Annotated in this window: 5 protein-coding genes; 3 read left to right on the top strand and 2 right to left on the bottom strand. The window is 51.0% G+C overall.

Annotation, left to right across the window (positions count from 1 at the left end):
• Positions 1-83: 83 nt before the first annotated feature.
• Both DRJ53_RS06280 and DRJ53_RS06285 read left to right on the top strand, forming a co-directional pair.
• A complete protein-coding gene (locus DRJ53_RS06280; RefSeq protein WP_114234735.1) occupies positions 84-3,389 on the top strand; it encodes a VCBS repeat-containing protein in 3,306 nt (1,101 codons plus the stop codon).
• 14 nt (positions 3,390-3,403) lie between these two features.
• Positions 3,404-6,757 (top strand): VCBS repeat-containing protein, encoded by a 3,354-nt coding sequence (locus DRJ53_RS06285; protein WP_114234736.1) that lies wholly within the window; start codon positions 3,404-3,406, stop codon positions 6,755-6,757.
• Positions 6,758-7,034: 277 nt separating this feature from the next.
• On the opposite strand, the gene DRJ53_RS06290 is transcribed toward DRJ53_RS06285, so the two are convergent.
• Together DRJ53_RS06290 and DRJ53_RS06295 are read right to left on the bottom strand one after the other, a co-directional pair.
• Complete coding sequence (locus tag DRJ53_RS06290) at positions 7,035-7,958, bottom strand: hypothetical protein (protein WP_114234737.1); 924 nt, start codon at positions 7,956-7,958, stop codon at positions 7,035-7,037.
• A gap of 106 nt (positions 7,959-8,064) precedes the next feature.
• On the bottom strand, positions 8,065-8,670 hold the full coding sequence (locus DRJ53_RS06295; RefSeq protein ID WP_114234738.1) for an HD domain-containing protein: 606 nt from the start codon (positions 8,668-8,670) through the stop codon (positions 8,065-8,067).
• Positions 8,671-9,091: 421 nt separating this feature from the next.
• Between DRJ53_RS06295 and DRJ53_RS06300 the strand changes: the two genes are divergently transcribed.
• A complete protein-coding gene (locus tag DRJ53_RS06300; protein ID WP_162303814.1) occupies positions 9,092-14,218 on the top strand; it encodes an Ig-like domain-containing protein in 5,127 nt (1,708 codons plus the stop codon).
• Positions 14,219-14,263: the final 45 nt, after the last annotated feature.

The raw sequence follows: 14,263 nt of genomic DNA on the forward strand, positions 1-14,263 counted from the left end.
TTTTGCCCTAAATTGAACGAAAGAAAAAAGGTCATTGCATAATGACCTTTTTTCTTGTAATTACGAACAAGACTATGTGCTGTATGAACAAGACCTGGTGGCTTGCCTTGTTGATCGTTTTTTCCTGTGGCAAACCGCAACAGGACACGCTTTTTGTGCTGGAAAAAAACACCGGGATCGATTTTGCCAACAACATCCGCAACACACAGGAGTTCAATATTTTTCAATACCGCAATTTTTACAACGGTGGCGGCGTGGCCATTGGCGACATCAACAACGATGGCCTGGCCGACGTGTTTTTTACCGCCAATATGGGTGCCAATAAGCTCTATTTAAACAAGGGCAATTTCAAATTTGATGACATCTCTGAAAAGGCCGGCATCCGCAACAGCGGCCGCTGGGGCACCGGCGTGGTGATGGCCGATATCAATGCCGACGGCTGGCTGGACATTTATGTGTGCAACGCCGGTTACCAGCAGGGCATTTCCAACGAAAATGAACTATACATCAACAACCGCAACGGCACTTTTACCGAAGCGGCAAAGCAATACGGCCTGGCTGAAAGCGGCTACACCACCCACGCCGCTTTTTTCGATTACGACCTGGATGGCGACCTCGATTGCTATGTATTGAAAAACAGCTTTATACCGGTAAATACGCTCAATTACGCCAATAAGCGGGAACTGCGGGCCGAGCACTGGGATGTGCCCGAGGCGGTAAAAGGTGGTGGCGACAAACTGCTGCGCAACGATGGCGGCAAATACGTGGATGTAAGCGAAGCCGCCCATATTTATGGCTCGCTGATCGGGTTTGGGCTCGGTGTAACGGTGGGCGATATCAACGGCGACGGCTACCCCGACCTATACATTTCGAACGATTTTTTTGAACGCGATTACCTCTACATCAACCAACAGGACGGCACTTTTAAGGAAGACCTCGAAAACCGGATGCAGCACGTGTCCAACTTTTCGATGGGTGCCGATATTGGCGACATCAATAACGACGGCCACCCCGATATTTTTACTACCGATATGCTGCCCGGCAACGACCTGCGCCTGCGCACCACCACATCGTTCGAAAGTTGGGATGTGGCCCAGCTCAAGCTGCGCTCTGGATTTTACAACCAGTTTCAGCAAAACTGCCTGCAGGTGGCCGATGGCAGCGGCAAGTTTGTGGAAACGGCGTTTTACAGCGGCGTGGCAGCCACCGATTGGAGTTGGGGCGGCCTTATGTTTGACGCCGACAACGACGGCCTCTCCGACATTTTTGTAAGCAACGGCATCAGGCACGACATTACCGACCAGGATTTCATTGATTTTTTTGCCAACGAAATGATCCAGGAAATGGTGATGACGGGGCAAAAAAGCGACGTGGATCAGATCATCGACCGGATGCCCTCGCGGCCCATTGCCAACAAAATGTTCCGCAACCGCGGCGCCCTCAAGTTTTCTTCGGAAGAAGGCGCTTGGGGCCTCGACCAGCCTTCTTTTTCCAACGGCGCAGCCTACGGCGACCTCGACAACGACGGCGACCTGGACCTAGTGGTGAACAATGTAAACATGCCTGCATTTGTGTACCGCAATGCTGCAAGGGAGCAAACCGGCAACAACTATATTGCCTTTCAGTTAAAAGGAACAGGCGCCAACAGTTTTGCCATTGGCAGCACCATAAAAGTGTTTACGGACAGCGGTGTGCAAACACGAGAACTGGTGCCCAGCAGGGGTTTCCAGTCGTCGGTTGATTACCGGGCAGTTATTGGGCTGGGTAAAAATGCTGCGGTAGATTCGGCGCAGGTGTTGTGGCCTGGCGGTGCGGTAACCGTGCTGCAAAAGCCGGAACTAAACAAAGTGCACGGCCTGAAACAGGACAATGCAACCCCGCGGGTTCTGGCGGTGCAGCCGGCCCCGGCTCCAATGTTCGATACTGTTAGCCATGTTTTTGAGCGCCATGTAGAAGACCAGTACGTGGATTTTTACAATGAACGGAATATACCGGTTTTGCTATCGCGGGAAGGGCCCAAGGCAGCCGCGGCCGATGTAAACGGCGATGGCTTGGAGGATATATTCATTGGCGGCGCATCGGGGCAGGCGGGCCAGTTGTATCTGCAAACGGCGGGTGGTTTTGTAAAAAAACAAGTCCCCGACTTTTTGCCCCATGCCGCATCTGAAGATGTAGCGGCCGTTTTTTTTGATTGCGATGGCGATGGCGACGCTGACCTGTTGGTGGGCTCGGGCGGTAACCGCCAGGATGCCGGCAGCCTCAACAATCGTTTGTATCAGAACGACGGTAGCGGAGGGTTTCGTTTTGTTGAAGGCGCACTGCCCGCTTCCAACGTCAACACTTCGGTTATCGCACCGCATGATTTTGATGGCGACGGCGACTTGGACTTGTTTGTCGGTGCCCGCAACATTGTAGAAAATTATGGCCTCGACCCGCAAAGCGCATTTTTGGTAAACGACGGTACCGGTCGATTTGCCCCACTGCCCGTAAACAACAAACAACTGCGCATGGGCATGATCACCGGTGCCGTGTGGATAGATATTACCGGTGATGGTAAAAAAGAACTGGTGGTGGCCGGCGAATGGATGGCGCCCAAAGCATTTTCGGTTTCCGCAAACGGCATCCAGGAAATAGCTACCGATCTGGCCGCTTTGGAAGGTTGGTGGCAAACGGCCGCCGCAGCCGACCTCGACGGCGATGGCGACGAAGATTTAGTGCTGGGCAATATTGGCGAAAACTTTTACCTGCAACCCTCTGCTAAAGAGCCGGTAAAACTTTGGATCAACGATTTTGACGGCAATGGCGTGGTGGACAAAGTCATTTCCCGAACCGTGGATGGCCGCGACATGCCCGTGTTTTTAAAACGCGACCTCACCGACCAGGTGGTGTCGCTGCGCAAAGGCAACCTCAAGCACGAAGATTTTGCCCGCAAATCGGTCCAGGATCTTTTTTCCGAGCCGTTGCTCAAGAAAAGCACGGTCAAGCAGTTTATGTATGCCGCCTCCTGCATTGCCCGCAACGACGGCGGGGGAAAATTTACCATCCAGCCGCTGCCCATGCCCGTCCAACTTTCTTCAGTGCGGGCTATTGCCACCACCGACCTCAACGGCGATGGCCGCCCCGACTTGGTACTGGGCGGCAACGAGTTTGGCCTCCTGCCGCAGTTTTCGCGGCTCGATGGATCATACGGCTGGATGCTGATGAACGAAGGCGGCAAGTTTAAGTTGTTGGATGCGAAAACCTCCGGTGTGGCGGTGCGGGGCCAGGTGCGGGATATTGCACCCATCAGGCGGCGCAATGGCGTATCGCTGCTGTTTTTGCAAAACGGCGACCGGCCGGTGTTGTACAACCTAAAGCAGGCGCAAACCGCGCAGCGGCGCAATCAATAAAATTGGAGCCAGCGATGAAACTCACGGTAATGAAACAGGCGGGCAGTTGGGTGGCGGTGGCCCTTTGGGTACTGCTGGCGGGCGGCTGCAGCAAACCCCCAGCCCAGACGGCCCTGTTTGAAGTGCTCCAATCATCGCGTACCGGGCTGCACCACAGCAACAACCTGAAGCCTACTGCTGCCGTCAACATGTTTACCTACATGTATTTTTACAACGGCGCCGGGGTGGGTGCCGGCGATTTCAACAACGACGGGCTCACCGATCTTTTTTTCGCGTCCAACCAGGGCGCCAACCAGCTTTATTTAAATAAGGGCAATCTTTCCTTTGAAACTGCAACGGCTGCTGCTGCCATTCCGGACCGTGGCGGCTGGTCAACCGGCGTATCGGTAGCCGATGTAAATGGCGATGGCCTGCTCGATATTTACGTGTGCCAGGTGGGTGCATTTGAATCTTTGGAGGGCGCCAACCAGTTGCTTATTTGCCAGGGCATCAAAAACGGGGTTCCGGTGTATAAAGACGAGGCCGCCGAACGGGGCGTGGCTTTTTCCGGCTTTAGCACACAGGCCGCTTTTTTTGATTTTGACCTCGACGGCGACCTGGATCTGTACCTGCTCAACCATGCCGTGCACCAACGGGGCAATTTTGCCGAACGCAAAGCATTTGCCGGCACCTATCATCCGCAAACCGGCGACCGGTTTTACCGCAACGACGGCGGCCATTTTACCGACATAACCCGCGAAAGCGGCATCAACTCCACGGCCATTGGTTACGGCTTGGGCATTGCTGTTTCCGACATCAACCTCGATGGCTACCCCGACCTGTACATCGGCAATGATTTTCACGAAAACGATTACCTCTACATCAATACCGGCAAGGGCAGTTTTACGGATGAAGGTGCCCGGCAAATGGGCCATACCAGCCAGTTTTCGATGGGTGTGGATGTGGCCGATGCAGACAACGATGGGTTTCCAGAGATCATGTCGGTGGATATGCTTCCCGCCGACCCGTACATCCTGAAGCGTTCGCTGGGAGATGACGAGTACGCCATTTTTCAAATGAAACAGGCATACGGCTACCAGCCGCAATATGCCCGCAATGCCTTGCAGTGGAACCGCGGCAACGGCGCTTTTAGCGAGGTGGCGCAGTACGGTGGCGTGGCGGCTACCGATTGGAGCTGGGCACCGCTGTGGATGGATTTTGACAACGACGGCCTCAAAGACCTGTTTGTTTCCAACGGCATTCCGCGCCGGCTCAACGATATTGATTATGTGGCGTATGTTTCGGGTGGCCAAATGCAAACCAGCATTAGTTCGGGTGCCGTGGGCCAAAACGATTTTGCCGCCATCGATGCTTTTCCGCAGATCAAGCTGCCCAACAAATTTTTCCGCAATGGTGGCAACCTGCAGTTTAAGGATGCAGCAGGCGCCATTGCCGGCGACAAACCTACTTTTTCGAACGGCGCCGTGTATGCCGACCTGGACAATGATGGCGACCTGGACATAGTGGTGAACAACATTGACGAGGAAGTGCTGGTGTATCAAAATAAAACTAACGATGCCGCAGCCACGCCGTTTTTGCGGCTAAAACTTGAAGGCCCGAAGGGCAATACAAAAGCGGTTGGGGCAAAATTGCTGGTGTATGCAGATGGCGGCATTCGAACCTACGAGCATATTGGGGTGCGGGGTTTCCAGTCGAGCATGGAAGTGCCGCTGCATGTAGGCCTGCACCAAACCACTGTCGATTCCATGCTTCTTATTTGGCCTGATAACAGCTACCAGCGGCTGCAGTGGAAAGCGGGCATCAACGAGCTGCGGGTACAACACAAACAAGGCCTGCCCCGCTTCGATTATACCCGTTTGCATAAAAATGACAACGCCGCAACAATTGATTTCCAAAACATAACTGCTGCCAGCGGGCTAGAATACCGGCACAAGGAAAATGCATTTGTTGAATTTGACCGCGAGCCGCTGATGCCGCACATGGTGAGCCGTGAGGGGCCGGCAATGGCCGTAGCCGATATTAATGGCGATGGGCTCGACGATGTTTTTTTGGGCGCTGCGGCCGGCAGCACGGCAGCCATTTTGGTGCAAACAAAAGGGGGCAGATTTGTGGCGCGGGACCAACCTGCACTGCAGGCCGACAGCCTGGCCGAAGACGTGGATGCAGTGTGGGCCGATGTAAATGGTGATGGTGCTAAAGACCTGATTGTTGCTTCGGGTGGAAACGAATACCGCGGCGAACATGCGCTGCGGCAGCCGCGGCTGTACACCAACGATGGCAGGGGCAACCTGCAACGCCAGCACGATGCTTTTGCCGGCATTTACCTTACTGCCTCCTGCGTGGTGGCGCATGATTTTACCGGCGATGGCGCCGTGGATTTGTTCATTGGCGCACGGGCCGAACCCATGGCATACGGACAGCCACCCAGGTCGTACCTGTTGCAAAATGATGGCACCGGCCGCTTTAGCGACCGGACCGCAGCACTGGCCCCGGGCCTGCAAAATGTGGGTATGGTTGGCGGTGCGGCATGGGCCGATGTGGACGGTGATGGTGACGAGGACCTGGTGCTGGCGCTACAGTGGGGGCCGGTGCAGGCATTTATCAATAATAGCGGCCGGTTTAGCGCAAAAAGCCTTACTAACGGTAATGGATGGTGGCAATTTGTGCTGCCGGTAGATGTGGATAGGGATGGTGACCTGGACCTGATTGCAGGTAACCTGGGACAAAACCACCGCCTGCGGGCAACCGCAGACCAGCCGGTGCAGCTTTATTGCCACGACTTTGACGGCAACGGCATACAGGAGCAGGTGCTTACTTATTTTGTAGCAGGGCGTGAAATTCCTTTTGCTTCCAAAATGGATTTGGAAAAACAAATACCGCTGCTGCGTAAACAGTTTTTGTATGCGGCAGATTTTGCAAAAGCAACGCTGCCCGATATTTTGGGCAATGCAAAACTGCAGGCAGCCACCCGCCTTAAGGCTGATTATTTTTCCAGCGCTGTACTGCTCAATGATGGCAAGGGCACGTTTACCACCATGCCGCTGCCCTGGCAGGCGCAATTGAGCACTTACCGAACCGCAGCAGTTACTGACTTTAATGGCGACAACCTTCCCGACATCATGCTGGGTGGAAATTTTTGGGAGGCCAGCGTAGGCATCGGTCGGCAGGATGCAGCCGGCGGTATTTTTTTGATCAATAAGGGGAAGGGCAATTTTGCTGCGGCAACACCTTCATTGCAAATACAGGGGCAGGTAAGGCGCATGGCAAAATTGGATGTAGCAGGCAGTGACGCTTTGCTGCTGGCCCGCAATAATGATAGCGCTATGTTGTTGCGGCGAATAACTCCTGTCAAACGAGTTTCGAATTAAACTTTGAATTGGTAAGATTTTTTATAGGCAGGTAAAATAATGTATCAATACTTTCTGCAGGACAATTCGCAATTAGAACATTACATCAACTCACTTACAAAGTAGTATCCTGTCGCCTAGTACACGTCATGCCGAACTTGTTTCGGCATCTCCTTGTGCTGTGATAACTCCGCGAAATGTAGGGGATGCCGAAACAAGTTCGGCATGACAGCTTCGAAGTTCAAAAGCTCGATTGATAACATTTAGTATTAGAAGCATCATCTAACCAATAAATTGCTCAATACACCGGGTAATAAACTTGTGTCACCCACTTCAACGTATCAGGCTGTTGCAACCGATCGGTAACCAGTAGGGCAAACGGGATTGCCGGTGCCCGCAGGTCCTTATCCTGTGCATAATGATCCAACTGCACCAATGCCTGCTCAACGGTAGCCTGCCCGCCATTAACAGTAGCAACCAATACATTTCCACGCACCATGGCTTTGTACATAATTGAGTCTTTTGCCGGTAGTGTGCGGCTGGTGGCAACAGCCACCATGCTTTCATAATTACCATTGGCACTCTTGCTTACATGCAGGATTGGGGCGTTGGTTGCAGCGGCACCTTGTTGGCTAATGTATTGTTGCAATTTGGCAACGTTGCTATAAATTTCGGTAGCGGTGGGATACTGCGCTGTTTGAAATCGGAGCGCTACAAATGCAGTATCGGTAATGGTTTGCAGAGCAATGTCGAGGCCGTAAATATTTGTATCAGACAATGCAAATGCCTGCATGCTGTTCAGGATTTGATCCATCTTTTCTTCCACTGCATTTGCTGTCCGCCATTGGCTAAACCGCTGCCACAGGTTACCGGCTTTATTGGTGGTGTATTCCCATTTTACAACAGTGCCTTTGTTTACCGGCATCAGGGTAATAAGGCTGGTGATGCTGTCTTTTGCGGAGCGGATGTGCACCACCGTGTTATTGTATAGCTCCTTTGTAACAACAAATGCATGCTCGTCCATAAAGTATTCCCCATTGCGTACGGTGCCCGGCCACCACTTGTGCCATTGCTCTGGTTGCTGCAGCACCCGTGCCACCGATGCCGGTTTGTTATCAATAGCTATGGTGCCCGAAATGGTTTGTTGTGCAGGGATAAAAAACAGCAAAAAAGCAAAGACCGCCAACATCAACACCAGCAGTATGAGCAGGAATTTTTTCATGAATGGGAGCATTGAATGCAACGCACTAACCGGTTAAACAAGCGACAATGTTATTATATGCCACTTGTGTTTCATCATACCAAAAATATCCATCCTTTTTGCATCATTACACATGCTGCTGGTGTTCGATGATAAAAATGATGACCTCATCCAACGTAAGCGAAGTGCGGCCCAACGCATCTGCAATATCCTCGCGGCTAACCTGTGCGGCAAATGCAGGCGTCTTTAATTTTTTCTGCACGCTTTTTACATCCATGCCATCGTAGCGCTGCGGCCGCACCAGTGCAGCGGCATGTATAAAGCCGGAAAGCTCGTCGAACACATAGATCATTTTTTCCATGCTGCTTTCGGGCTCCACACCAAAATGGCGCGGCCCATGCGAAGCAATACAGCGGATAATGGACGGATCAATATGACGGCGCTCCAATTCTTCCACAATGATGCGGCAATGTTCGGTGGGGTGCTTTTCCCAATCGGCATCGTGCAGCAGCCCGGCCAGCCACCATTTGTGTGCCTCATTTTCGGATAGGCCTTCCCGCTGCAAAGCCCATGCTTTCATTACTGCGGCCACCTGTTTCATGTGCAGGCGCAGCCGGTCGTTTTCCACCCATTGGTGCAGCAGCTCGAAGGCTTCCGTTTCGGTAAGCACGTTGTCTTTATCGGCGGGGTTGCCAAACTCGGTGCGGCCCAGCGGTTGAATGGTTTCAGCCATATAGTGTTGTAAAAAGTATTTTAAATATTGAATTGACCAAGGGCAATTTAACCATTACTAAGCAACCTTGATGGTTACATGGCAGCTTTATTAAATTTGATCCACCTGAATGCATGCATTGCTTTCGATAATCGATAACGTGATGAAATTTTTATTTATTTCCCAACTACAGTTTGTGCAAATATTTTATGTGATGCCATTATAAAAGCGCTTAAGCTAAGTAGTTATAGGAGCAATCACTTAATTGTTTAAATAACTGATGCGCCCTGCTTATTGCATTTATGTTTTATTATTTCTTTGCCGCACGTAACACTATTATTGCATTGATTTGTAATGTACGTGTATCATCGCCCCACCCCATACAGCTAGCACTAGCTTAGCCAATATCCTTTAATAAACGTATAGATCCATTCTGCTTATGATGACCACTTACCTCCGGGTAGTAAAGGCTGCTGTGCGCCAACTCCTGTACAGCAATGCGCCGGCCACCAGCCACAAGTTGACTACTACTTTTATCCTGCTATTTGCCGCTTTTTTTGCCACTGCACAAGGGCCAACGTTTAACAGTACGCCTGTTACTACCGCTACAGTTGGGCAGCCGTATACCTATGGCGCATCTGCAACAGAGCCATCTAATAAGCCGCTAACAATCAGCCCCGTTACTGTTCCTTCATGGCTTACATTTAGCAGCTCGGGGCAAAGTACATCAACCCAGTTTGGTGGCGCAGTTAGTCATCCAGGAGGAATTGCGGGGGATGCCTCAGGAAATGTTTATGTGGCAGACCTTACCGGTCAACAGATCTACAAAATAACGCCGGATGGCACCACCACTCCTTGGTTCAAAAACAGAGGGGTTTATATCTATGCTATGATGGTACATGGAAATGACCTGTACGTTTCCAACTTTTATGACAATCAAAATTATGGTAATGGTTCCATCACCAAAATAAACCTCACCGGTACGCCCACAGAAACAACTGTAGTAGCTCAAGGAGTTTTGTATAATCCCTTATCAATGGCATATAGGGATGGTTTTATATATATAGCCGACTATGGGGCGGGGAAAATTCGAAGGCATAATTTAGCTAGTAAGACAACCACTGATGTAGCAACGCTATATGATGTCTTTGGTTTGGGCTTCAATCAGTCCGGTTTGCTGTATGCTGCAAGTTGGAGCTATTCAAAAGTATACACCATAAATCCCTCGGTTGCTAATCCGCAAAGTACATTGATTGAAAAAATCACGTTGCCAAGCAGTGCAAGTGATGTAAAGGTTGATGCAAATGGCTATGTATATGTGAGCGGCTACGGCTTTGTCCGTAAATACACGCCTGATTTAAGTACATACACGAGTGCTTGGTCAGGCAACCAAATTGTATGGGGTATGTCCCTGACTCCGGGAGGTGCATTGGTTTTTGGGCTTGAGGAGTCTAGTCAGGTGCACAAACTGCAAACAGGCGCCACAATCTCGGGTACGCCTACAATTAATAACATCGGTGTACACGCAGTTTCCATCAAAGCCGACAACGGAACTACTGCAACACTGCAAAACTTTAATGTAACGGTCTATGGTCCTTCTACTTTTACGGTAAGCAATCTTACTAAAAATGTGGGCGACGCACCATTTCAATTGACCGATCCAACATCGAACAGTTCGGGTGCATTTACCTATACCAGCAGCAATAGCGCAGTGGCTACCATAAGCGGCAATACCGTTACCATTGTTGGTGTAGGAAATACTACTATTACCGCCACGCAGGCGGCTTCGGGTTTGTACCTGGCAACGCCCAAAACATTTACCCTTACGGTAAATGCGCAAAAGCCAGTGATCAGTTCCTTTAGTCCAACCAGTGGGCCGGCAGGCACCACCATTACCATTGATGGTAGTTACTTTACCGGCGCTACTGCCGTAAGTATTGGTGGCGTTCCTGTAACCGGTTTTACCGTGCAAAGCAACACACGCATTGTTGCCACCGTGCCGGCAGGTACCATCAACGGTACTATTGCTGTTACCACTGCAGCCGGCACTGGCACCAGCAGTGCATCGTTTAGTTCGGCACTGCCTCCGGCCATTACATCGTTTGCACCAACGTCGGCACTTGCTGGTGCCACCATTACCATTACCGGCACCAACCTTACCGGTGCTACCGCGGTTTACATCAACGATGTAGCTGTTAACTCGTTTACCGTGGTAAGTGCTACTTCCATTACGGCAGTAGTGGCCAACAACAATACTACGGGTAAAATAAAAATTACAACCGCGGGTGGCACCTCTATCACCACCGGCAATTTTACCGTACTCAAAAACCCAACGATCTCGGGCTTTGCAACGCTGAATAAAACATACGGCGACGCACCATTTCAGTTGACTGCGCCCACCTCGAACAGCACGGGTGCATTTACTTATACCAGCAGCAATACATCTGTGGCTACCATCAACGGTAGCACGGTAACCATTGTTGGTGCAGGCAGTGCTACCATCACTGCTACACAGGCAGCCGATGCCAACTATGTTGGCGGTAGCGTTACCGCAGAATTAACCGTGATTAAAGCAATGCCTGTAATCACTGGCTTTGTACAGATCAATAAAACTTACGGCGATGCTCCGTTTGTTATTACAGCGCCAACTTCTACCAGCACGGGCTTATTTAATTATATCAGCAGCGATCCTTCTGTGGCAATGGTTGCAGGCAACACCATCACCATCATGGGTGCGGGTACTGCTTCTATTATTGCACACCAGGTAGATGATGCCAACTACATGAGCAGTTCGGTAGCCACTACCATAATTGTTGTAAAGGCTACCCCTTCGATCAGTGGTTTTTCTCCACTGGCAAAAACCTATGGTGATGCTCCATTCAACCTGACAACTCCGGCATCGAACAGCCTTGGCGCAATTACATACACCAGTGGAAATGCTACTGTTGCAACCATTAGTGGCAACACTGTTACTATTGCAGGTGCGGGCTCCGCTGTTATTACAGCAACACAGGCTGAAACACCTAATTATAAAAGCGCTTCGGTTACGGCTAACCTTATAGTAAGCAAAACTGTTCCGGTTGTCTCCAATTTTGCAGCCATAACAAAAACCTATGGCGATGCAGCATTTACTTTGGTAAAACCAACTTCTGCCAGCACGGGTGCATTTACTTATACCAGCAGTAATGTTGCAGTAGCTACTGTTAATGGCAGCACGGTAACCATCAAAGGCGCCGGCACTGCTACCATTACGGCTACGCAGGCTGCAGATGCAAACTATCTCGCTGCAACCGTTACCGCAATGCTTACGGTAAATAAAGCGCAACCGGCCATCAGTGGTTTTGCGGCGATCAGCAAAACATATGGTGATGCGGCATTTACACTTGTTGCACCAACAGCCAACAGTACCGGTGCATTTACCTACACCAGTAGTAACAACGCTGTGGCTACGGTAAATGGCAACACCATTAACATCGTAGGTGCAGGCTCCGCAGTGATTACTGCATTGCAGGCTGCCGATGCCAATTATCTTTCCGGTTCGGTTACTGCTACACTTACTGTAGCCAAGGCCAACCCTGTGCTTAGAGGTTTTGTTACATTGAATAAAACCTATGGCGATGCACCGTTTGTATTGACTGCACCGGCAAGCATCAGCAATGGCAACTTTGGCTATACCAGCAGCAATGCTACAGTGGCTACTATTAATGGCGGCACCGTTACTATTGCAGGCGCCGGCACAACAACGATCACTGCTACGCAGGCAGCAACCGATAACTACAATGCTGCCACTGCTAACGCTGTACTCACTGTTGGCAAAGCCACTCCGGTATTGAGTGCATTTGCACCCATCAACAAAACATATGGTGATGCTGCGTTTGAGCTTACTGCACCAACAAGTGCCAGCAACGGATCGTTTACTTATACCAGCAGCAATACAAGTGTGGCCGGCATTAACGCCAACATGGTAAACATTACCGGTGCGGGTACAGCCACCATTACGGCAACACAGGCCGAAACAGCCAACTATAAAGCTGCAACGATTACTGCAACCATCACGGTAGCAAAAGCAATTCCGGCCATCGGCAACATTGCAGCCATCAATAAAACCTATGGCGATGCAGCATTTGCCCTGGTAGCACCAACATCGAACAGCACAGGCGCATTTACTTACAGCAGCAGCAATACTGCGGTAGCAACAGTTAATGGTAACACGGTAACAATTGTTGGCGCAGGCACTGCTACCATCACAGCTACACAGGCACCTGACAACAATTACCTGCAGGGCAGTGTAGCTACAACGCTTACCGTAACAAAAGCAACACCTGCAATCACTGGTTTCCAAAACCTGAACAAGACCTATGGCGATGCAGCATTTAACCTGCAACAACCACAATCGAACAGCACGGGTGTATTTACCTATACCAGCAGCAATAAGGCCGTGGTTACTGTGTCGGGCAATACCATCACTATTGTAGGTGCAGGCACGGCCACTATCACTGCTACGCAAGCTGCAGATGCTAATTATAACAGTGCCTCGGTAAACGCCAACATCACTGTAGCGAAGGCGGCCCCGGTGCTGGCCAATTTTGAAAACCTGGCCAAAACCTATGGCGATGCTGCCTTTGCATTGGCTAAACCAACATCAACGAGCCCCGGCACATTTACCTACACCAGCGCCAATGGTGCGGTGGCAACAGTTTCGGGTACGCAGGCAACCATCCGCGGGGCAGGCACGGTAGTGATCACCGCAACACAGGCGGCAACAGCCAACTACAACGGCGGCACCATCACTGCGTCGCTTACTGTTGCACCTAAGGTGCTTACTGTAAAAGCTGCCGATAAGGTACGCTGCGTGGGCTACACCAATCCTGAATTTACTTATACCATCACCGGCTTTGTCAGGGGCGAAAATGCTTCGGTGCTGCAAACGGCACCAACACTAACTACCGCCGCAAACAACACCAGTGTTGCAGGCAACTATGCCATTAACGCCAGCGGCGCTGCTGCTGCCAACTATACATTTAACTATATAGATGGCACACTGCGGGTAGCCAACCCCGAGCATACTGCGCAACGCATGCCCAATGTAGATGCGCTGCAGGATGAAGCCACGCCTTTGCAGGCACGCAGCTTTGGTGTAAAATACCAATGGACGCCAGCCAACGGCCTCACCAATGCCAGCAGCCCTGCGCCGCAAGCAAGGCTGCAGGACGAGCAGAAATACCAGGTGGCCATTACAGAGGCATCGGGTTGTGTAGTGGTGGATACCGTGCTGGTGCGCCTTTTTGAACGCCCAGATGTATTTGTACCAACCCTGTTTTCGCCCAATGGCGATGGCATCAACGATGTACTGCGCCTCAATGCAGTGGCGCTGCGCAGCCTGAACGCGTTCAGGATTTATAACCAATGGGGCAAACAGGTGTTCTCAACCAACAACCTGAATGAAGGGTGGGACGGTACGTTTGGCGGACAGGTGCAGCCAATGGCTACATACACCTGGGTGTTGAGCGGCGTCGACAAAAACGGCAAACCCATTACCCGGAGCGGATCGGTAACACTGGCCCGCTAAAGAGGCCTTTCCGCACCAAATCAATGTTATTTCCATATCCAATAA

This window comes from Paracnuella aquatica, assembly GCF_003332885.2.
Classification (GTDB): Bacteria; Bacteroidota; Bacteroidia; order Chitinophagales; family Chitinophagaceae; genus Flavisolibacter; species Flavisolibacter aquaticus.